Origin of the sequence: Nitratireductor aestuarii (assembly GCF_014641695.1) — a bacterium.
Lineage (GTDB): Bacteria > Pseudomonadota > Alphaproteobacteria > Rhizobiales > Rhizobiaceae > Chelativorans > Chelativorans aestuarii.
The window spans coordinates 83,809-105,137 of record NZ_BMIF01000006.1 but is presented as its reverse complement, the minus strand read 5'-3'; the positions used below and the strand labels follow the sequence as shown (position 1 = coordinate 105,137).

The following is a 21,329-nucleotide window of genomic DNA, read 5'->3' as shown; positions in this document are numbered from 1 at the left end:
TTTTCACGCCTGTCGTGCGCCAGGGGCCAGAGCGAATGCGGGTTCGGCCAGCGACCGGGCGTGATCGCGCAGGTCCGCAGGCCAAGGCTCGCTCAGCTCATGGAAAAGATCTCGGTCGGCAGCGTAGAGCGCCCTTGCAGCGCCCTCGTAGTTCGCTTCGTTTCCGAGCATCGCCATCATGAAGAGGTCCGCCGCCTGCTGCGCCTGCTGTGCGGCCTGCAAGGGCTCGTCTGCCTTCCGAGCAGCATCAACCAGCCTCCGCAATTCTGCAGAAGCGCCTCCCCGCTGTTGTGAAAGCCAATCCCAATGACGAGGAAGCAGGGTGACCTCACGGGAAATGACGCCCAGCTTGGGGCGCCCCGGAGACCTTGTTGCATTCACCTGTTCGGGCGCATTTAAATCCTTGAGACGTGCCGCAATCTCCTCGTCAGAGCCGCGTAGATCGAAGTCGACCTGCCGCCCTGTCGCGTCATCGAAAATGACGACAGGATCCCGGGTCTCGCGTTCCAAAGCTTTCTTGACAGCGATCGCAACATCACCTGGTGCCCCGGAAGCCAACAGGCGCGGCCCTATGAAAGCAGTACAGCGAACAGGGTTTGACATAGCGGATCCTTCCCAAGTTTAACTTCTGCGATTTTTATCCGGGTAGAATCTGCAAGTCAATACTACCCGGGTAATATTTATGCGTTTGTCGCGATCGCGCACGGCGCAATTGCCATCCTGCTGTCGAACTGAGCGCGCAGGAAAACGAAATGAGCCGGCTGCTTGTCCACTCTCCTCCTCCGCCGTGGATGCCGTATAGTAGACGCCGATTCGCAAGGCAGGACGGGGCGGATCATTGCGGCAAAGCATGAAGGTACGCATGACATGAAAGCGGCATCCGCCCAGTTCGATCTTTTCGATGAAGCACCAGGCTACCGTGAGGTTGCGCGCCCCTTGCGCAAGCGCAGGCCGGCGCCCGCGCCCGTGCCGTATAGCTGGGACGAGGACGAAGCGGTAAGGCTGTTGGAGGAGAGCGGTCGCTTCCGCATCCTGCGCAAGCTGACCCCGCGCCCGATCATCCCGCGCTCCGAGAGCAGATTTCCACGGCTTGGCCTTCTCGTTGATACGGAGACAACCGGCCTGCAGCACGACCGGCACGAGATCATCGAGGTGGGCGCCGTCGCCTTCACCTACGATGATACGGGTGCGATCGGAGATGTCGTGGGCGTCTATAGTGGCCTGCGCCAGCCGTCGTCGCCGATACCGCCGGAGATCACGCGGCTTACCGGCATCACCGACGAGATGGTGGCTGGACAGGAGATCGATCTCGCGGCCCTTGAGGAACTGGTTGAGCCGGCCGATCTGGTGATCGCGCACAATGCCGGCTTCGACCGACCATTCTGCGAGAAGCTCTCGCCCACCTTCGTGCCGAAGGTATGGGCGTGCTCTGTTACGGAAATCCGCTGGGCCGATCACGGCTTCGAAGGTAACAAGCTCGGCTATCTGGTGGGTCAGTCAGGCCTCTTCCACGAGGGCCACCGCGCGACCGACGATTGCCATGCCCTGCTTGAAGTTCTAGCGCGGCCGATAGGCGACGGGGGAATTGCGCCATTTGCGGAGCTCCTGCAGTCGAGCGGGCGCTGCCGGATGCGCATCTTCGCCGAACATGCGCCTTTCGACATGAAGGATCACCTGAAAGCACGCGGCTATCGTTGGTCCGACGGCAGCGACGGCAGGCCCAAGGCCTGGTGGATCGAAATCGACGAAGACCTCTACGAAGATGAACTCGCCTATCTGCGTGACGAAATCTACCGTTGGCCCGAAGCCGAACCGCTGACCCGGCGATTGACCGCTGCCGACCGGTTCCGGAAGGGCTAGGCCTCCGTTTCAGACGTTTGAACGAACAGCGGGCGAGGCAATGAGGCTGCCTCCAGCTTGTCCTTTCTGCTGCCTGTGTGTTGAAAGGGCAGGTGCCGGGTTCCATATGCGTAGCCCTGAACACACCTGACCCGAACTCCCACCAGCAACTGAAGGAGCCCGATATGAGAAGCGCTGTTCATGCAGAACTTGGCAGACCGGAGGACGTGCTTGCCAGCCAGGAGATGGAGAGGCCGAAGCCGGGGCCGGGTCAGGTGCTGGTGAGAATGGTTCTTGCACCAATTCACAATCACGACCTGATGACCATCGCCGGCCAGTACAGCTTCAAGCCGGAGCTTCCGGCAGTTCCCGGAACCGAAGCCGTGGGCATCGTCGAGGAACTGGGCGAGGGTGTCACCAATTTTCAGGTCGGCCAGCGCATTGCAGGCGGCGCGCGTGGAACATGGGCGGAGTACTATCTGGCTGACGCGAAGCGCTCGGTGCCCGTACCGGACAGCGTGGACGACGAAACTGCGTGCCAGCTCGTCTCGATGCCGCTTTCAGCACGAATGCTGCTGGAATCGCTCAATCTGCAGGAAGGTGAGTGGGTGGTGCAGAACGCCGCCAACGGCGCGGTCGGCAAGATGCTGGCAAGCTATGCGGCCGAACGCGGCATCAATGTGCTGGGCCTGGTGCGGCGTTCGCAAACAGTGGAAGAATTGCGCGCAATGGGTATCGACAACGTCGTAGCTACCGAAGAGGACGGCTGGCAGGAAAAAGCGCGCGCTATCACTGGCGGCGCGAAGGTGTCGCGCGCGATCGACTCGCTGGCCGGCGATGGGCCGATGCAGCTGCTGAGCGTCGCTTCCAATGGAGCCGAGCTCATCAGCTTCGGCGCCATGACGCAGGAGCCGCTGAAAATTCCCGCCGGCGAACTGTTGTTTCGCGGCATTACGGTGAAGGGGTTCTGGGCTGCCCAGCCGCCGCTGAAGCCCGAGCGTATTGGCGAGCTGCTGGGCGAGCTGGTGCAGGATGCGGCATCCGGCAAGCTCAAGCTCTCGATCGAGGCTGCCTACCCGATCGATCAGGTCGCAGATGCCGCGCGCGCAAGCGGCGAACCTGGCCGCAAGGGCAAGATCGCCATCAAGGGTACGGCAACATACTAACGTGGGTGCGTGCCCCTGCCGCAAGCATAGGCGCAACCTTTTTCTCCGCTGGCGCTTTGCCTTGGCCGGTTTCGATGCGGAGACAGAAGAATGAAAACAAGCTCGGGTACGCAAACCACGCGAAGCGCAGTTCCCGACGCACCCGAGGTTGATGACAGCGCATCGCAGCCATCGCCCGAGGAGCGTACGCAAGTTCTTCTTCCCGTAGGGGCGGTTGCCTCGTTTCTGCATCGGCGCGTCAGCCAGAAAGCGGCTGCGCCGATGCTCTATTTCGCGCGCAGCACAAGTCGGGCGGAAGCCATTACCGCGCTCCTGAGGTTGTTCGGCGGGGACCTCTCGGCCGCCATCTTTCCGCGCTGGGATGGCTCAGTTGCGGATGGTATTCCGCCGAGCCCCGAGGCGATGGGCCGACGCATGAGCGTGCTTCGATGGCTGCTCGATCGCGAGAACAGACCGCGCATCATCGTGACAACGCCTGAGGCGGCTCTGCGGCGCGTGCCACCGCGCAGCATCTGGAAAAGCATCCATCTTGAGTTTCGCACCGGCGACAGTATCGAGGCGAAGGAAGTACAGAAGCGGCTGGAGGCGATAGGCTATTGGTTCGACGAGCGGGTCGATGAACCCGGCGAAGCGGTGCTGCGAGGACAGGTGATCGAAGTCTTTCCCGCCGCCGCGCCGCGGCCGTGCCGCATCGAAATTGCTGACGGCCGAATTGCAGCGATCCGCTCCTATGATCCGGTAACGCAGCGATCCGTCCACGACACCGAGCATCTGATCGTTGATCCCGCGACCGAGACGTTCGATGCGGACAGCGAGGCGTCGAACGAGGGGGAGACCATCTTCGACTATCTCGACGACGCAGAGCTGATCATCGAGGAAGGCGCCGGACGCCGCGCCCGGGACGTCCTCTCGGCTTTCGAAGCAGATGGAGATGCTGCGGCATACCTCTCCTGGGATGAATGGAATCAGCGTACGCAAGCCGCTATTGACGCAGCTGCCGAAGCGACGACGGCTGCCGACGTTCCCGCTTTCGCGCGGGACAGTAACCCCCTCGCCGCATTCAAGCGGTTCGCCGAGCCACTGCGCGACCAGGGATATCGCCTGGTGCTGGCTGGACCCGAAGGCCACGCGCTGCGGCTTTGGAAGCGTCGCGTGGAACGGGCGCTGGAAGCCCGCCTTACATCAGTCGAAGATTGGGATGCGGTGCGGCAAGCATCCTCGGATCAACTGTCGTTCCTGGCACAGCCGATCGAGCAGGGCTTCATCGATCATGAGGAGCAGATTGCCTGTGTTGCGCTGCGGGATCTTGCGGGTCAGGCCGCACGGCAGCCCGGAAGGGAACTGGGAACGGCCCAGATTGCGGACGCCCAGCTTCGCTTCGGCGATGTCGTCGTCCACCTGGAATACGGGCTTGGCGTTCTGGAAGGCCTTGAACCTGCCGGCGGAGAGGAAGAAGCCGAAGTTCTGCGCCTGCGCTATGCCGACGACGCCGTTCTGCTGGTGCCGCTCAAGGATATCGGATTGATCTGGCGTTACGGCGGAGCCGAATCCGATGTCGCGCTCGACCGGCTGAAAGGCGGCAACTGGATCCAGCGGCGCGACCGAACGATGCAGGATATCGGAGAGACGGCCATCCGCATGATCGCCGCCCTTGAAGAGCGCGCCGGACGCCGCGCCAAGCCATTGCAGCCCGATCGTCTGGAATTCGAACGCTTCTGCGCGAGCTTCCCCTTCAATCTCACCGAGGATCAGGCCGCGGCGGCTGAAGCCATTGCCCAGGATCTGGCGTCTGGACGTCCAATGGACCGGTTGTTGTGCGGCGATGTCGGCTTCGGCAAGACCGAGATCGCGCTTCGTGCCATCGCTGCCGCCGTGTTCTCAGGTCGTCAGGCGATCATTGTTGCTCCGACGACGGTGCTGGCCCGACAGCATTTCGATGTCTTCCGCAAGCGCTTCGCCCGGCACGGAATCGAGGTCGCCATGCTGTCTCGCCTCAACACGCCCGCGGAGGCCCGCGAAGTAAAGGCCGGCCTCATCGATGGCAGTATCAGGGTCGTGGTCGCCACCCATGCCATTTGCGGGAAGGATATCGGCTTCGAGGATCTGGCGCTTGTCGTCATCGACGAAGAGCAGCGCTTCGGCACCCGGCACAAGAAGCAGATCCGGTCACTCGCGCCGGACCTGCATTTCCTGTCAATGACCGCTACGCCCATCCCGCGCACCCTGCAGGCGGGCCTCGTTGGTCTGACCGAAATCAGCATCATTGCAACTCCACCAAGGCGCCGCCGCCCCGTGCGCACGGCAACTGTTTCCTTCAGCGCTGAAACTGTCGGCAAGGCACTGCTGGCTGAGCGCGAGCGAGGTGGACAGAGCTTCGTCGTGTGTCCGCGCATCGAGGATCTCGAGCCTGTCGCACAGCGTCTTCGAGAACTGGTGCCGGATCTCTCGCTGACCGTTCTGCATGGCTCGATGAAGCCTGCCGACGTTGACCGGTCTATGCTGGCCTTCGCGGCTGGGCAGAGCGACATTCTGCTGGCCACGAACATCATCGAAAGCGGCATCGACGTACCCGCGGCAAACACGATGATCGTCTATGGGCCGGATCGTTTCGGCCTCGCGCAATTGCACCAATTGCGCGGTCGCGTAGGACGTGGCGTTCAGCGCGCGACGATGCTGATGGTGGTTGAGCCCGACGCGGAACTGTCCAGCACGGCAAAGCGTCGCCTGGACACGCTGGAAGAGACCGCCTCGCTCGGCGCAGGGTTCGAGATCAGCAGTCGCGATCTCGATATGCGTGGCGCAGGTGAGTTGCTCGGAGAGGAACAGGCGGGGCATCTGCAGGTCATTGGCGTCGGGCTCTATCGCCGATTGCTGGAGCGTGCCTTGGCGCAAGTGCAGGGCCGGGATGTGGAGGGCGAGCACCGCGCCGATGTAGAACTCGGCATTACCTTCGGCATTCCCGCCTCCTACATCCCTCAACCGGAAATGCGGATCGAACTGGCGGCAGCACTCGACAAGGTAGAGGACGAGGCTGCACTGCGGAGTGTGCGTGAAGAGTTCACCGACCGCTTCGGGACCCTGCCTCCAACGCTCGAAGCAGGTTACCGGCTCGCCGAGATACGCCTGCGCGCAACGATGCTCGGCATCCGCAAGCTTGATGGGGGACCGCAGGCAGTGGCGGCGACGCTTGCGCCAAAGGAATGGGCGAGACTGAAGAAGCAGCTGGCGAAGAACAAGGACCAGGAGATCGCTTGCAGTGAAGATAGGCTAATCCTCCGCTGGGCGACCGATAGTGACGATGACCGCTTTGCGGCAGCCGAGAGCCTGCTTGAGATCGTGATGTCTCAAGCAGGTTAGGAAAGAGTTTAATCGTAGCTGGTTCCGCAGCGCCAAACCAAAGCGTAGATCTCGGCGGCGTTGGGTGGCTGTCGTACTGAACGGCCGAATTTTCTGGCTGACGGTGCCCCCCAAAAAGCCATACCAAGGAAAATCCTTTCGTCTGCTATGCTCTCGAAGGGTAAAAATATTTGATAGCCACAACCATTTCAGAGTGAGCCGATCGCGATATTGTTTGTCGCGATAAATATCTTAGAGCAGTCCAACACGGCTCGGAGGCTATAATGCTGTATTCTAGAAGAACGATGCTCTTTACTGCGGCTCTTGCGGCGTCCGTCCAGTTTGCGGGGCTTGGGTTTGCCTACACACAGGAACTTACCAACGTTTCCTATGATCCCACCCGGGAACTCTACCGCCAGTACAACGATCTTTTCGTTAAGCACTGGAAAGAAAAGACAGGTGAAACGGCAAAAGTAACCGCCACGCATGGCGGCTCCGGTTCTCAGGCGCGCACTGTCGTGGATGGCCTGCCGGCCGACGTGGTGAGCCTCGCCCTTGCCAGCGATATCCTTCCGCTCGAGGCTGCGGGCCTCATCGAAGCGGGTTGGCAGCAGGAATTCCCCGATAATTCCACGCCTTATGTCTCGACCATCGTTTTTCTCGTCCGCTCCGGCAATCCGAAAGGCATCAAGGACTGGGACGATCTGATCCGCGATGACATCCAGGTCATCACGCCCAATCCGAAAACATCCGGTGGCGCACGCTGGAACTACCTTGCAGCTTGGGCTTACGAGCTCGACCGCACCGGTGGTGACGAAGAAGCAGCCAAGGAGTTCCTGACCAAGCTCTACCAGAACGTACCGGTGCTCGACAGCGGCGCACGCGGTTCAACCAACACCTTCGTGCAGCGCGGACTGGGTGACGTGCTGCTGGCATGGGAAAACGAAGCCTTCCTCGCTCTTGAGGAGCTTGGTCCCGGCAAGTTCGATATCATCGTGCCCCCACTTTCCATTCTGGCAGAGCCGCCGGTGGCGATCGTAGACAAGAATGTGGATGCGCGCGGCACCCGCGAAATCGCCACGGAATACCTGAACTATCTCTATTCGCCGGAAGCTCAGAAGGTCATCGCCGCCAATTATTATCGGCCCCGACACATGGAATATGCCGATCCGGAAGACAAGGCGCGTTTCCCTGAGGTCAAGATGGTCACGATCGACGATGAGATCTTCGGCGGATGGGCGAAGGCCCAGAAGGTTCACTTCGCCGATGGCGGTCTGTTCGACCAGATCTATTCGCCGAACTAGCCGTATAGACCGATGCATTCCGCGCTCCCGGAGTGCTGTCCGGAAGAAGCCAGGCTCAGGCGCTCCCTGAGCTTGGCTCATGTCTGCCCATTGCAATGGGTTTCAGATGCACCATCTTGCTATCGGACATGGGTCAACAAGGAACCCTGCGTATGAAACGTGTCGCCTTCCGTCAGCCGAGTGTCATACCCGGTTTCCGGCTGACCTTTAGTTTTACCATTTTCTATCTTTTTATAATTGTTCTCATCCCCATCGCTGGGCTCTATTTCAGGACGTTTGACCTCGACTGGAACTCATTCGTCAGCATCGTCACTGGTCCGCGTTTCATCGCTGCGCTACGCCTCAGCTTCGTGACGTCGGCGGTGGCCGCACTCTTCAACGTGGTTATCGGCCTGCTCATCGCCTGGGTGCTCGTCCGCTACGAATTCCCCGGACGGAAGGTTATGGATGCCATCATCGACCTGCCTTTCGCGCTGCCAACGGCGGTCGCGGGCATCGCACTGACGGCCATCTATGCGCCGAACGGCATCATCGGCAGTCTGTTCGACCCCTTCGGCATCCGCATTGCCTACACCTCGCTTGGTATTTGGATTGCGCTGGTTTTCATTGGTCTGCCCTTTGTGGTCCGAAGCGTCCAGCCGGTGTTGCAGGACTTCAATCGCGAGATCGAGGAAGCTGCTGCGACGCTTGGCGCGCGCCGCATCCAGACGATCACGCGGGTCATGCTGCCAACCCTGCTGCCAAGCATTCTGACGGGCTTCGCGATGGCTTTTGCCCGAGCCGTCGGAGAATACGGATCGGTCATCTTCATCGCCGGCAATATTCCGCGACAGACGGAGATCCTGCCGCTCTTGATCGTGTTCCGGCTGGAGGAATTCAACTATCCGGCAGCGGCCGCCATTGCTGCGGTTATGCTGACAGTATCATTCCTCATCCTGCTCGCCATCAACCTGATCCAGGTCTGGTCACAGAGGAGATTTGGTCTTGTCTGATACCGCATCCACCCTCCCCGAGCTCGCGACCTATCACACGGGCTATCGGTCACCGGTAACGGAACGGCCCCACACCCGCACGATCCTGATCGGCCTGACGGTCCTGCTTCTCTGCCTGTTTCTGGTGCTGCCGCTCCTGAGCGTTTTTGTTGAGGCGTTTCAGCAGGGCGTTGGGAAGTTTCTGGAAACATTCAGCATTCCTGACGCCCGTTCGGCCATCTGGCTGACGCTGCTGGTGGCCGCCATCGCTGTTCCGTTCAATCTCGTCTTCGGTATCGCGGCCGCCTGGGCCATCGCCAAGCATCGCTTCCCCGGCCGGGCCTTCCTCATTTCGCTGATCGACCTGCCGTTCTCAGTGTCGCCGGTGGTAGCAGGCCTCGTCTACATCCTGCTTCTGGGCACGAATGCGCCCATCGGCGGATTTCTCTACGAGAACTTCAACATCCGTATCATTTTCGCCGTGCCGGGCATCGTGCTCGCAACCATTTTCGTGACCTTCCCGTTCATCGCGCGCGAACTGATCCCCCTGATGCAGGATCAGGGAACGGGTGATGAGGAAGCCGCCATTTCGCTCGGCGCAACTGGCTGGCAGACATTCTGGTACGTGACGCTGCCGAACGTCAAATGGGCGCTCCTCTATGGCGTCCTGCTCTGCAACGCCCGCGCCATGGGTGAGTTTGGAGCGGTCGCGGTGTTGTCCGGCAAGCTTCGCGGAGAAACGGTGACCATGCCGCTGCAGGTGGAACTGTTCTACAATGAATACGCGTCTGTCGCGGCTTTCAGCCTGGCGTCACTGCTTGCCGGACTGGCGCTGGTGACCCTGATCATCAAGTCCTGGCTCGAGTGGCGCTTCGGCGACCAGCTCGCGACCGGTACCAGACCGCATTAAGGGAGAACATCATGGAACTCGCCCTCAAGAACGTCACGAAGTCTTTCGACGGGTTCACGGCGTTGAACGGTATCTCCCTGGATATCCGTCCTGGAGAGCTGATTGCGCTGCTCGGCCCCTCGGGTTCTGGCAAGACGACTTTGCTCCGTCTGATCGCCGGCCTCGACTTTCTCTCCAGCGGCCAGATCCTCTTTGGCGATGAAGATGCATCCGCCAAGTCCGTGCAGGAACGCAATGTCGGCTTCGTCTTCCAGCATTACGCCCTCTTCCGGCACATGACGGTGCTGGAAAACATCGGGTTCGGCCTGAAGATCCGGCCAGCGCGAACAAGACCTCCAAAGAGTGAAATCCGCCGTCGCGCACTTGAACTTCTCGAACTGGTACAGCTCTCCGGTCTCGAAAACCGCTATCCGAGCCAGCTCTCTGGCGGGCAGCGTCAGCGCGTGGCGCTTGCACGGGCGCTATGCATCGAACCACGCGTGCTACTCCTCGACGAGCCGTTTGGCGCCCTGGACGCGCAGGTTCGCCGTGAGCTACGCCGCTGGCTGCGCGAGATCCACGATGCAACCGGACACACCAGCATTTTCGTGACGCACGACCAGGAGGAAGCGCTGGAACTGGCCGACCGGGTGGTCGTGATGAGCCAGGGCCGCATCGAACAGGTTGGTACTGCCGATGAGGTCTACGACACGCCCAATTCGCCCTTCGTCTACAGCTTCATCGGCGACTCCAACTCGCTCCCCGTTCGGGTCGACAACGGCCAGATCTGGCTGCAGGACCGAACGATTGGCTTGACGGACCCCACAGCTCCTAACGGTCCTGCGACACTGTTCTTCCGTCCGCACGACATTGAACTTGTCGAGGGTTGCGGCGGATGCCTTGCCGGGACGGTGGTCACGAGCCGCCGCGTTGCAGGCACCAAGCATGTCGAACTCGAGATCGGCGGCGCACAGCACCGCATCGAAGTCGAGCTACCGATCGAGCATCCAGCAGCAACCAAGAGCAGACTTGCCTTCAGACCAAAGCGCTGGAAGGTATTTTCGGCTCAGGAACAACCTGTCTATCACACCTCCCCTGCTCCGGTTCCGGCTCAGTCGGTGCTTCTGCAGCGGGCAGCGGTTTAGCGTCTCCAACAGAGGCGTGGCAAACAACAGCGAGGGTCGTCTCTGCCGCCCATGAGCGACGGAGACGGTCAGCCCGACTTATTCAGAGCCTGTCGTTGCTGATCACCTCACGCCCCAATTGCCTGGGGTGCCGTTTGCACGCCCTTCAGGCAGGCCATCAGCATGGGTCCGACTGAAAACTCCCCTGTCCTCGCCTTTTCTGTCAGAACACGCAGGTACCCGCCTGCCGACTGAATATGCTCAGATCGCTGGAGAATGCAGGCGATCACCACCGCCGTGGTCTCCAGGCCCAGAACGGCCTGCGCTTCCCCATAGGCGGATGGACTGATGCCCAGGAAAGCCCGTACTTGCGCTGCGGTGGTCATGAAATCCCGCCAGTTCGCAATTCCGTCGATCGCATAGTCGGCGATGTCAGGGCATGCCTTCAAGACAAAACTCAGCGGATAGCCTGAGGATGGGCTTTTCGGGTTTCGATTGGTCTCAAAATTGATCCCAGCTTCTTCCGGAGCCTGTTCAACTTCAAAATGGGATTCTGGATGTGACTCAGTATAATTTCGCTGGAATTATCTTTTATTTCCAACATCTTATCCACGATCTGGCGGATTGCGACGAGCTGATCACAGATTGCCCGGAGTTCATCGAGCGACGCACGCCTCGGAATGGCCTCTACAACACTACGAAACGCCTGCCAGACTTTATCCCAATCGCCTTCGAGCTGCTCTTCCATGGCAGCGTCGATGAGCTTGCCGATATCACGGCGAAGAAGCGTCACGCGCTCACGCGTCATGCGTAGCGCAGCCATTTCCGCCCGAACGTGGTCGGCTGCGGATGCAATCTCATCGGCGCGAGCAAGCAAAGGAGCGAGCGAGAAACCGAAAGCTTCCTCCACCTGCCCTGCCCTGCTCTTGCGTGCGTAGCGCTTTCCGTTAGGGCTATCGCGGCGAATGATCAGGCCTGCTTTCACCAGGGCCGCGATGTGACGGCGCAGAGTTGGTCCTGCCATGCCGTGCGCCCGCAGCGACAGCTGCTGGTTCGACGGAAAAACGATAAGCCCATTCTCCTCGGAAAGCTCAGTTTCCGGGTAAAACGACAGGAGCGCACTCAAAACGGCCAGCGAGCGATCACCGACGCCGATGATTGCCTTGGCTTCGCAAAGGTTGCGATAGAGCTGCCATTTGTCCACGGATCTGCCTGCGGGGATCTGCTCCGCAGCATTTCTTTGCGCTGCCAACAAGGCGAGCGACATCGGCCGACCACCAAAGGGGGTCGTTCCAAATTGTACCTGCATTTCCTTTTCTCACCTTTTTTCAGGCAAAAGAAATCCGTCCGTCAAAACGACGCCCAATGGACGGTTGCTACACCATATGAGAAGGGCTTCCACGACGGGAACGTTTTGGGGGCCTTTTTCTTTTGCTGGTTAATGCTCTCCTGTGTACAACTCTGACCGCCGGAAGTCCTCGTAGAGGTCTTCAATGCGATCGGCGATGAACTTGGCGAAAGCGGATGCATCCCGGTCCTTGATGGACAGGACGGCCTGCTTTCCAGTATCTTTCAAGATGACGCGAACGGCGCGGTCCTCGGGAACCCAGGTGACTGCATCAGTCTTGGGACGCTGCGTCTTTGTCTTTGGCTGTTTCAGCAAACCGTCCGACAGAATGGTAAGCCGCTGATCACTGGTGGCCTCAGCGAATGCTGATGTCTGGATCAGCTCCCGGCAATAGTCGGCGGCCTCCTCATCGCGCACCGCGACCGCCAGCTGGTACCAGCGATCCCTTCCGCTTTCCTTGGCTGCGCCGATCGCTGAGATGATGTCAGAAGGAATATCCTTCACGACGGAAATCATCTTCGATACGACCGTCTTGTCGACGCTGAGTGCGGCCATGATCACGTCGCGTGAATAGCCACCCTGCTCCAGATTGAACGCGAACAGCGCCTTTTCAATGAACGACAGATCAGCCCGGACAGAGTTTTCCTGTCCCTGGGCGATTACATGCTGGGTATCATCGAGTTGCTTGACAACGGCTCGGACATTTCGACTGAGCGCCTTTGCAGCCCTCACGCGCCGATGACCGAAGACGATCATGTAGCGCCCCTCGGCCGTCGGATGGGGCCGCACAAGGATCGGTGAATCCTGACCGCGTTCGCGAATGGCCTCAACCAGCTCGTTGAAGGCCTCTTCATCGTCGCCGATACGGTCAGCAATGAATGATCCGTCGATCTTGCCCGGATCAAGCTCGACGACGGTCGCCCCTTCCAGCAGCTTCGCCTCATATTCCTTGGCTGCCTGCGCTCGCTCGGCCAGTTCATCGATCGAACGGGTGATGGCGCCGAAAGCCCCGCGCGAACGGCTCCGTTCCATCGCTGGTGTCAGCGGTGGTGTAGAGGGAGCTGCTTCGGGCGCGTTGTTGACTGCAGTCAACTTGCGATCCGTCAGCGAGGAAAGGAGGTTCTTGCGAGACATCATCTACCCCATGCCTTGTAAGCCAGGTCCAGGATCTCCTGATTGACGCGGTGCAGGCATTCCATCGCTCTGTCATAGGTCGCCCGCGTGAACTGGCTGCGGTCGACCTCATAGAGCGTCTGCTTGGTTATGCCCGCGTCGGAGATGGCGGTACTTTTCAGCATTTCATTGACGAGAACATGCTGCTTGAAGATGGATCGCATGAAAGCGACCATCTGGCTCTGCGGGCCGTCGGTTGGCTCATAACGCGTTACGAGATAGCGCAACCAGTCGAGCTCCATATTGGCGCCAGCGCGCTTCAAAGTGCCCAGCACCTCGCCCATCATCAGCAGGAACTGACACATCGACATCACGTCAAGCATCTGCGGATGCACGGTGATGAGAATGCCCGACGACGCCGAAAGGTGAGGACGAAATCGTAGTTGTCAGCGACTTCGGCCAGTGCTTCATCCAACCGGCCGAAGAAGAGGCCGCCCATGGCGCCGTCCTTGGCAGCGAGCGCCAGCGGTGTGTCGTACTCATATTCCTGCAGCTCAAGATTGGCAGGAATGATATCCAGGCCAGGAAAGTTTGTCTGCTTAATCAGCGATGAAAGCGGTTTCCGGTCGTCGTCATATCGCAGCGCTTCATAAAGCGATTCATTGCGATCGATCTCGGGCTGGAAACCATGGAGCGCGGAAAGCGAAGCCTGCGGGTCGAGGTCGATCACCAGGACGCGGTTGCCCTTCAGGGCAAAATACTGCGCCAGATGCGCAGTGGTTGTCGTCTTGGCTGAACCGCCCTTGAAGTTGACGACGGAGATCACCTGAAGATGTTCGCCTTCACGGCGATGCGGCACATATTTTGCGGAGCGTCCGTTCTTGTCGAGGAAACGGCGCATTTCCAGCATCTGCTCGGCTGTGTAAGACCGGCGGCCCGTGGGTGTTACCAGCGGCTGCGGCCCCTTGCCTTCGAGCGACAGATTCTTAAGATAGCCGCTCGACACACCTAAGTAGTGCGCAACTTCGTTGAGCTGGAAAGGACGTAGCGTCTTCTGTGCATTTGGAGGGAATATCTCCAGACGATGGTCGTTGAGCATGACGGATAGCTCATGCGCCTGCTGAGTCAGCAGCACATCGACCTCGGCAATCTGGTCCCTCATGTCTTCAAGTGCACTCATCGAAAATTTCCGCACATGCGATTTTGACCGCGTTTTTGAAAATTAAGCGCATGTAGCCATGATTCTCTCTGGGCTGCAAGGAATTTAGGGTAAACAAAGCCTTAACGAGTTGGAAGTTGACTGCAGTCAACTCTGCTTTCGTATCAGGTAAATAGTCTCAACGTCGATAAACATGCCATCACTAAGCGGCTGCAGTCTCAGTTCGTTGCGTCGAGCCACTAACGCCGCCTGGCATTTGGTGATTTGTTGAGGTCGATGGCTGCGCGGATCAGCGCCTTAAACGCGTCTTCGGGAAGCTCAGCGCCCTCGGGTATGTCGATGGCGCGACGCGTGTTGCCTTCGAGGCTGGAGTTGAAAAGCCCAGACGGATCATCAAGTTCGGCGCCTTTGGCGAAGGTGAGCTTCACGACCTTCTTATACGTTTCGCCCGTACAGATGATTCCTGCACATTCCCACACGGGTACGCCGCGCCACTTCCAGGTCTCAATGATTTCGGGATCAACCTCACGAATCAAACGCCGAACGCGGGCAAGGGTCGCGCCTCGCCAATCGCCGAGTTCAGCGATCTTGGCATCTATGAGGGCGCTTGCGGATTGCTCTGGCTTGTCGTTTCCCGGCATCGTCAACCTCCCAGTTGCTTCTTGCGTAACGAACCCCAACACCATCTGCCCAGGCGAAGGCTATGGCAATGGCTATAGATCATAAGAGCAAGGCCGCAGATCCTCCACTTTTCCTTGCAAGTGCTCTCGGTTCAGGCTTTATCACGGCCAGGCAATCCGAGGGTGGTGGCTGCTCATGGGGGGATTGCTGCCGGACCTTGTGCAAAGAACGCCAGTGGATTGGAGTGCATACCGTGAGCCGTACCCCGCCTGTAAAGCAGAAGCTGCCCCCAGACATCGTTGCTCTCAAGGGCAAGCAGCCAATCGTCTGCCTCACCGCCTATACGGCGCCAATCGCGAGATTGGCGGACCAGCATTGCGATCTCCTGCTCGTTGGTGACAGCGTCGGCATGGTTCTGCACGGTCTGCCGACAACGCTCGGCGTCTCGATCGAGATGATGATCCTTCACGGCCAGGCTGTGATGCGCACAGCAAAGAGTGCGCTTGTGGTGGTCGACATGCCGTTTGGCTCCTATGAGGAGTCGCCGCAACAGGCTTTCCGTAACGCTGCGCGTATTCTCGCCGAAACTGGGGCAGGGGCCGTAAAGCTTGAAGGCGGCGTCCACATGCGCGAGACAATCGAGTTTCTCACCACGCGCGGCGTCGCGGTAATGGCGCATGTTGGCCTCACCCCGCAGGCCTTCAACACGCTGGGCGGTTACCGCGTGCAGGGCAGGGACGAGGATGCTGAGCGCGTCTTCAACGACGCCGTTGCCACCGCTGAGGCCGGCGCCTTCGCCGTTACGCTCGAAAAAATTCCCTCAGAACTGGCGAAGCGGATAACCGATGCGATCAATGTGCCGACCATCGGTATTGGCGCAGGCGCCGACTGCGACGGACAGGTTCTGGTGATCGACGACATCTTCGGCTTCTTCGTCGATTTTCGCGCCAAGTTCGTCAAGCGGTATGCGGAGCTGGGCGAAGATGCGGATAGGGCCATCGCGCAATATGCGGCCGAAGTTCGCTCGCGCCAGTTTCCCGGTCCTGAACACAGTTTTGGCAGCACAACGAAGGTTTCGAAGAAATGACCGAAATCCTGCGCACAGTAGATGACACTCGCTCGCTCGTCGCCGGGTGGAAGAGGAAAGGCCTGACAGTTGGCGCCGTGCCCACCATGGGCGCGCTCCACGAGGGACATCTGTCACTCGTGCGCCGCGCGAAGGCGGAATGTGACCGGGTGATCGTCACCATTTTCGTGAACCCGATCCAGTTTAACAATGCGGAGGATCTGGCGAAATATCCCCGCACGGAAGAGGCTGACGTCAATCTGCTCGCGGAGTTGGACGTGGAGGCCATCTTTGCGCCATCGGCTGCCGAGATGTACCGGGATGGTTTCGGGACAAAGATCCGCGTCGGTGGCGTCGCCGACACGCTGGAAGGGGTGCTGCGACCTGGCCACTTTGATGGCGTCGCAACGGTGGTCACCAAGCTTTTCGGGATCACCCAAGCGGACAAGGCGTATTTCGGCGAAAAGGACTGGCAGCAGCTGCAGGTTGTCCGCCGTTTTGTGGCCGATCTCAACCTTCCCGTAGAGATCATCGGTGTTGAGACCTCGCGCGCTGAAAACGGGCTGGCGCTTTCGTCGCGAAATGCACGGCTGAGCAGCAAGGCGCTCGCGATTGCTCCAGCGCTGCATCGCGAAATGCAGAAAGCGGCGGAAGCTCTGCGGGACGGCGGCGACAAGGTGCAGGTTCTGCAGGAGGCATTAGAAGCGATCGAGGCGGCTGGTTTCGAAAAGGTGGAGTATCTGGAGCTGCGCGAAGCAAGCGCCTTGAAGCCCCTGGATGCGTTGCAGGAGGAGCCTGCGAGGCTGCTCGCAGCAGCTTGGCTCGAAGGCGTGAGATTGATCGACAATATTCCTGTCTAAAAGGGGAGGGCTCAGGCCTGATGCCGCCCCTTGGACGACCCGGAAGGCAAGAGCGCAAAGAAGAATAGGAAACGACCCCGTTTTCAGGTAAAATGGGGGTCAGATGATTTGCTGTGCCGGACAGAAGAAGTCGTTGAAGTAGGTGCACTTATTTGCGCTAACCCAAGCAAACTTCTGTTTTTCTTGATACACTTGGAAGTCTGAGGGTTTGTCAGGTTTTCTGGGCGGCAGCTGACTTTTCAAGAGTCATTGTTAAGCGGAATTGGTGAACGAATCTTTTTCAATCGGTGCACAGGGTGGGGGCCCGCATATGCCTAAGATCCGACGTTCAAGGCCCGACGAGACCCGACGCATCATCGAAATCTGGCGCAATGCGGTTGATGCACGCACGAATTTCTGACGCCTGAGGATCGTCAGACGCTTGATGACGTGGTGAGTCATTTCTTCCCGAAGGTTTCGTTCTGGCTGGCGGTCGATGGCAATGACTATCCATTGGGATTCATGTTGATCGAGAACGGCCATATGGAAGCGCTGTTCGTTGATCCTGCGCACCGGGGTAGCGGAATAGGCGCAGCCCTCGTTCGGCACGGCCTCGCGATGCACCCGCAGATGACGACGGATGTGAACGAGCAGAACGGCCAGGCCGTCGGATTTTACGAGAGAATGGGCTTCGTGCAGACGGGGCGATCGGCCTTCGACGGGCAGGGCAAGCCATACCCGCTGATCCACCTGAAACATGCGGGTGGTTCAGCGAACTAGATCATTTCAGTGTTGCACCGAAACGCTGAAATGATCTAAGCCTTTGTTTTAACGCAATTCCGGACGGAAAAACGGTTCCCACTTTTCCTGGAGCTGCTTAGCTCCGCTTAGCTCTTGTCTCCGAACCCACCGCCCGTCGGCGTTTCGATGATGATTGCATCGTTTGGTTCGACAGTGATTTGCGCGCAGGAGGGCAATTCCTCCACGGTTCCGTCTTTGCGGCGCACGGCATTGCGGCCGAGCGAGCCTGGTTTGCCGCCGGCCACGCCGAAGGGCGCTACCCGTCGGTTGCCGCTCAGGATCGAGCAGTCCATCGCCTCGCGGAAGCGGATCACGCGCCGCACGCCATCGCCCGCGTTCCACTGACCCTTGCCGCCAGAGCCGCGGCGGATCGAAAATTCCTCAAGAACAACGGGAAAGCGGGCTTCCAACACCTCCGGATCGGTGAGGCGCGTGTTGGTCATGTTCGTATGGACTGCCGAGACGCCGTCGAAACCGGGTCCGGCGGGCGCACCGGAACAGATGGTTTCGTAATACTGGTAGCGCTCGTTGCCGAAGGTGAGGTTGTTCATGGTGGCTTGCGAAGAGCCGAGGCGCCCGATCGCGCCGATCAGGCAGTTCGTCACCGCCTGGCTCACCTCGACATTGCCGGCAACGACCGCTGCCGGATAGCGCGGTGCGAGCATCGAGCCAGCCGGCACCATAATATCGACGGGCCTGAGGCATCCGGCGTTCATTGGAATGTTGCGGCCGACCAGCATGCGTAGAACATATAACACGGCAGCCCGCGTTACCGGCTCCGGCGCATTGAAATTGCTGTCCTGCTGGTCGCTTGTGCCGGTGAAATCGATGCGCAGACGCTGGTTCTCCCGGTCCACGGCGATTCCGACCACGATTTTCGAGCCGAGATCCATTTCAAGCTCGAACTTGCCGTCCTGCAACGTGGCGATCAGCTCACGCACGGCGCGTTCCGCATTGTCCTGAACATGGCCCATATAGGCGAAGACCACTTCCTCACCGAACTGGGCGATCATCTTGTGAACCTCGCGGCTGCCGCGTTCGTTGGCAGCCACCTGCGCCTTGAGGTCGGCCACGTTCTCATCGATGTTGCGGGCAGGCCAGGCAGCACCGGCCAGCAGCGCGCGCAGCTCTGCCTCGCGGAAATGGCCGCCGTCCACCAGCTTGAAATTGTCGATATAGACGCCTTCTTCCTCGATCGTGCGGCCGCGCGGGCTCATGGAGCCGGGAGCCACGCCGCCGACATCCGCATGATGCCCGCGGCTTGCCACGATAAACCGGATATCCTTGCCCTCCTCATGGAAGACGGGCGTAACGACGGTGATATCGGGCAGGTGCGTGCCGCCGTGATAAGGCGCGTTCAGCACGAACACATCGCCGGGCCGGATCTGCCCTTCGTTGCGCTCCAGAATGGTGCGCACGGAAGCGTCCATGGAGCCCAGATGCACCGGCACATGGGGCGCATTGGCGATCAGATTGCCCTCGCGGTCGAAGAGCGCGCAGGAAAAGTCCAGCCTTTCCTTCATGTTGACCGAGCGGGCGGTGTTTTGCAGCACCACGCCCATCTGCTCGGCGATGGACATGAAGAGGTTGTTGAACACCTCCAGCATGACCGGATCAGCCTCCGTGCCAACGCTGCCGAAGGCGTTGCCGGCTTCCGTGAGCCGCAGGATCAGGTCGTTTCGCTCGCTCAAGCCGCATTCCCAGCCGTGTTCGACAACCACTGTCTGGTTCGGCTCGATGATCAGGGCAGGACCCTTGACGACGTCGCCAATGCCAAGCTCTTCGCGACGGATGACGCGCGTGTCGCGCCATTCGCCCTGGCTATATATGCGGGTGAAACAAAGCTCGGCGGATTCTTGGGAGGCCAGAGGCGCATTGGGGGCCTCGATCCGTGCGCCACCGCCCACGGATTCCACGGCAACGGAGCCGATGACCAGCGAATGTCCCGCTTGAATAAAGCCAAAGCGCTGCTGGTGCTTCTGCTCGAATTCGGGCAGCATCTCTTCAGGCGCAGCCCATCTCACCTCAAGCGCCGTGTCAGTGCCGGCGTAGCGCAGGTGCAGGCGAACGTCGTCGGTGATTTCAGCAGGCGACACGCCCTGAGCTTCCAGTTCTGCACGGGTTTCAGCGATCAGAGCTTTGGCCGTCGCTTCAGCCGAGGCGAGGGATGAATCATCCAGCGTCTCTTCGATGCTTTTCTGGCGGCTGGCGCGCAGATCGCCAAGCCCGATGCCAAAGGCTGAAAGCAGACCGGAGAAGGGGTGGATGATGATGGTGCGGATGCCAAGCGTTTCCGCCACGCGGCAGGCATGCTGGCCGCCCGCACCGCCGAAGCAGGAGAGGGCATATTTGGTGATGTCGTAGCCGCGTGCGACGGAGATCTTCTTGATCGCATTCGCCATATTCTGCACGGCGATGGTGATGAAGCCGTCGGCAGCTTCCTCGGGCGTCATCGTGCCGCCCATCTCCGCCACCAGCGCGGCGAACTTCTGGCGCACCACCTCGTCATCCAGCGGCTCATCCTGATGGGCCCCGAAAATCTTCGGGAAATCCTGGGCGCGCAGCTTGCCGAGCATCACGTTGGCGTCGGTCACTGTGAGCGGCCCGCCGCGGCGGTAGCAGGCGGGGCCGGGGTTCGCGCCGGCGGATTCCGGGCCGACCTGAAAGCGCGCTCCATCGAAGGAAAGGATGGAGCCACCCCCTGCAGCAACCGTGTGGATCATCATCATCGGTGCGCGCATACGCACGCCCGCGACCTCAGTCTCGAAGGCCCGCTCGAACTCGCCGTCGTAATGGCAGACATCCGTCGAGGTGCCGCCCATGTCGAAGCCGATGATGCGCTGGAAGCCGGCCGCTTCACTGGTCCGAGCGGCACCCACTACACCGCCCGCCGGTCCGGAAAGAATGGCGTCGCGGCCCTGAAAAAGGTCATGCGAAGTCAGGCCACCGCTCGACATCATGCAGAGCAACCGCGCACCGCTTCTCGTCAGATCGAGGTCGGCCACAACGCCGTCGAGGTAGCGCTTCAGCACAGGCGAAAGATACGCATCAACCACGGAGGTGTCGCCCCGCCCGACGATCTTAATCAGCGAGGAGACTTCGTGGCTGACGGACACCTGCGCGAAGCCGATTTCGCGTGCGAGTTCGCCAAGTTTCCGCTCATGCTCCGGATAGCGATAGGAATGCATGAGCACGATAGCGACTGAATTGATGCCGGAAGCCTTGATTTCCGCCATTGCGGCGCGGGCAGCCTCCAGATCAAGCGGCACTTCGATGGTACCGTCCGCCAGCACGCGCTCCCGCACCTCGACCACGCGCTCATACAGATTTTCCGGCTTCTCGATCTTCATCGCGAAGATGTCGCTGCGGGCCTGGTAGCCGATTTCAAGCTGATCGCGGAAGCCTGCGGTAATGAGGAGCGCCACGCGCTCACCCTTCCTCTCCAGCAGTGCATTGGTAGCGACGGTCGTGCCCATCTTGATGGTGCCGACGAGGCCGGCTGGAATCCGCTCGTTGGGCTCAAGACCAAGGAAACGGCGAATTCCGGCGGTGGCGGGGTCGCGATAGGCTTCAGGGTTTTCCGACAGCAGCTTCATCGCTTCCAGTGAGCCATCCGGCTTGCGCGCGATGATGTCCGTGAATGTGCCGCCGCGGTCGATCCAGAAATCCCAGGCCATAAGAACTCCCCAGTTGTCCGCGCCACCATTCCCGCGTCCGGCCGCAAATGACAAGAGGCGAGTGGGTTCCGTGAGA

The 21,329-nt window shown here is 60.0% G+C and carries 14 protein-coding genes and 2 pseudogenes; 10 read left to right on the top strand and 6 right to left on the bottom strand.

Translation table 11 applies throughout. From position 1 onward, the window contains the following. Nucleotides 1–3: 3 nt before the first annotated feature. Nucleotides 4–603, bottom strand: coding sequence for a DUF2239 family protein (locus IEX27_RS11155; RefSeq protein ID WP_188721132.1), 600 nt, complete (start codon nucleotides 601–603; stop codon nucleotides 4–6). 264 nt (nucleotides 604–867) lie between these two features. Here IEX27_RS11155 and IEX27_RS11150 point away from each other — a divergent pair, with 264 nt between their 5' ends. The 7 genes from IEX27_RS11150 to IEX27_RS11120 all read left to right on the top strand — a co-directional run bounded on the left by IEX27_RS11150 (nucleotide 868) and on the right by IEX27_RS11120 (nucleotide 10,650). Further along, on the top strand, nucleotides 868–1,860 hold the full coding sequence (locus IEX27_RS11150; protein ID WP_188721131.1) for a 3'-5' exonuclease: 993 nt from the start codon (nucleotides 868–870) through the stop codon (nucleotides 1,858–1,860). Between the two features lie 164 nt (nucleotides 1,861–2,024). Further along, nucleotides 2,025–3,005, top strand: a complete 981-nt coding sequence (locus IEX27_RS11145) for a zinc-binding dehydrogenase (protein ID WP_188721130.1) — start codon at nucleotides 2,025–2,027, stop codon at nucleotides 3,003–3,005. 90 nt (nucleotides 3,006–3,095) lie between these two features. Further along, on the top strand, nucleotides 3,096–6,362 hold the full coding sequence (locus tag IEX27_RS11140) for a DEAD/DEAH box helicase (RefSeq protein WP_188721129.1): 3,267 nt from the start codon (nucleotides 3,096–3,098) through the stop codon (nucleotides 6,360–6,362). Nucleotides 6,363–6,625: 263 nt separating this feature from the next. Further along, nucleotides 6,626–7,645 (top strand): sulfate ABC transporter substrate-binding protein, encoded by a 1,020-nt coding sequence (locus IEX27_RS11135; RefSeq protein ID WP_188721128.1) that lies wholly within the window; start codon nucleotides 6,626–6,628, stop codon nucleotides 7,643–7,645. A 152-nt stretch (nucleotides 7,646–7,797) separates the two neighbouring features. Then, a complete protein-coding gene (gene cysT / locus IEX27_RS11130) occupies nucleotides 7,798–8,637 on the top strand; it encodes a sulfate ABC transporter permease subunit CysT (protein WP_188721127.1) in 840 nt (279 codons plus the stop codon). Further along, complete coding sequence (gene cysW / locus IEX27_RS11125) at nucleotides 8,630–9,526, top strand: sulfate ABC transporter permease subunit CysW (protein ID WP_188721126.1); 897 nt, start codon at nucleotides 8,630–8,632, stop codon at nucleotides 9,524–9,526. The genes cysT and cysW overlap by 8 nt, the downstream gene beginning before the upstream one ends. 11 nt (nucleotides 9,527–9,537) lie before the next feature. Beyond that, on the top strand, nucleotides 9,538–10,650 hold the full coding sequence (locus IEX27_RS11120) for a sulfate/molybdate ABC transporter ATP-binding protein (RefSeq protein ID WP_188721125.1): 1,113 nt from the start codon (nucleotides 9,538–9,540) through the stop codon (nucleotides 10,648–10,650). Between the two features lie 107 nt (nucleotides 10,651–10,757). Here the strand turns inward: IEX27_RS11120 and repC are convergent. The 4 genes and pseudogenes from repC to IEX27_RS11100 all read right to left on the bottom strand — a co-directional run bounded on the left by repC (nucleotide 10,758) and on the right by IEX27_RS11100 (nucleotide 14,890). Continuing rightward, nucleotides 10,758–11,938: pseudogene (gene repC / locus IEX27_RS11115) on the bottom strand (plasmid replication protein RepC). 129 nt (nucleotides 11,939–12,067) lie between these two features. Continuing rightward, complete coding sequence (gene repB, locus IEX27_RS11110) at nucleotides 12,068–13,114, bottom strand: plasmid partitioning protein RepB (protein WP_188721124.1); 1,047 nt, start codon at nucleotides 13,112–13,114, stop codon at nucleotides 12,068–12,070. Next, nucleotides 13,111–14,270, bottom strand: a pseudogene (gene repA / locus IEX27_RS11105) (plasmid partitioning protein RepA). The gene repB and the pseudogene repA overlap by 4 nt, the downstream one beginning before the upstream one ends. Before the next feature lie 218 nt (nucleotides 14,271–14,488). After that, nucleotides 14,489–14,890, bottom strand: coding sequence for a DUF1801 domain-containing protein (locus tag IEX27_RS11100; RefSeq protein ID WP_188721123.1), 402 nt, complete (start codon nucleotides 14,888–14,890; stop codon nucleotides 14,489–14,491). Between the two features lie 233 nt (nucleotides 14,891–15,123). On the opposite strand from IEX27_RS11100, the gene panB reads away from it, so the two are divergent. The 3 genes from panB (at nucleotide 15,124) to IEX27_RS11085 (ending at nucleotide 17,555) form a co-directional block, all read left to right on the top strand. After that, nucleotides 15,124–15,957, top strand: coding sequence for a 3-methyl-2-oxobutanoate hydroxymethyltransferase (gene panB / locus IEX27_RS11095; protein ID WP_188721122.1), 834 nt, complete (start codon nucleotides 15,124–15,126; stop codon nucleotides 15,955–15,957). Further along, nucleotides 15,954–16,796: a pantoate--beta-alanine ligase gene (gene panC, locus IEX27_RS11090; RefSeq protein ID WP_188721121.1), complete on the top strand. Its 843-nt coding sequence runs from the start codon at nucleotides 15,954–15,956 to the stop codon at nucleotides 16,794–16,796. The genes panB and panC overlap by 4 nt, the downstream gene beginning before the upstream one ends. Nucleotides 16,797–17,228: 432 nt before the next feature. After that, nucleotides 17,229–17,555, top strand: coding sequence for an acetyltransferase (locus IEX27_RS11085; protein WP_444980169.1), 327 nt, complete (start codon nucleotides 17,229–17,231; stop codon nucleotides 17,553–17,555). A gap of 107 nt (nucleotides 17,556–17,662) precedes the next feature. Here IEX27_RS11085 and IEX27_RS11080 read toward each other — a convergent pair whose 3' ends face one another. Further along, entirely contained in the window at nucleotides 17,663–21,253 is a 3,591-nt protein-coding gene (locus IEX27_RS11080) for a hydantoinase B/oxoprolinase family protein (protein ID WP_188721120.1), read from the bottom strand. Nucleotides 21,254–21,329: the final 76 nt, after the last annotated feature.

Bases quoted from the DNA above. Each gene is read 5' to 3' on its own strand.
- IEX27_RS11155 (WP_188721132.1), bottom strand. From the start codon at position 603: ATGTCAAACCCTGTTCGCTGTACTGCTTTCATAGGGCCGCGCCTGTTG.
- IEX27_RS11150 (WP_188721131.1), top strand. From the start codon at position 868: ATGAAAGCGGCATCCGCCCAGTTCGATCTTTTCGATGAAGCACCAGGC.
- IEX27_RS11145 (WP_188721130.1), top strand. From the start codon at position 2,025: ATGAGAAGCGCTGTTCATGCAGAACTTGGCAGACCGGAGGACGTGCTT.
- IEX27_RS11140 (WP_188721129.1), top strand. From the start codon at position 3,096: ATGAAAACAAGCTCGGGTACGCAAACCACGCGAAGCGCAGTTCCCGAC.
- IEX27_RS11135 (WP_188721128.1), top strand. From the start codon at position 6,626: ATGCTGTATTCTAGAAGAACGATGCTCTTTACTGCGGCTCTTGCGGCG.
- cysT (WP_188721127.1), top strand. From the start codon at position 7,798: ATGAAACGTGTCGCCTTCCGTCAGCCGAGTGTCATACCCGGTTTCCGG.
- IEX27_RS11120 (WP_188721125.1), top strand. From the start codon at position 9,538: ATGGAACTCGCCCTCAAGAACGTCACGAAGTCTTTCGACGGGTTCACG.
- repB (WP_188721124.1), bottom strand. From the start codon at position 13,114: ATGATGTCTCGCAAGAACCTCCTTTCCTCGCTGACGGATCGCAAGTTG.
- IEX27_RS11100 (WP_188721123.1), bottom strand. From the start codon at position 14,890: ATGCCGGGAAACGACAAGCCAGAGCAATCCGCAAGCGCCCTCATAGAT.
- panC (WP_188721121.1), top strand. From the start codon at position 15,954: ATGACCGAAATCCTGCGCACAGTAGATGACACTCGCTCGCTCGTCGCC.
- IEX27_RS11080 (WP_188721120.1), bottom strand. From the start codon at position 21,253: ATGGCCTGGGATTTCTGGATCGACCGCGGCGGCACATTCACGGACATC.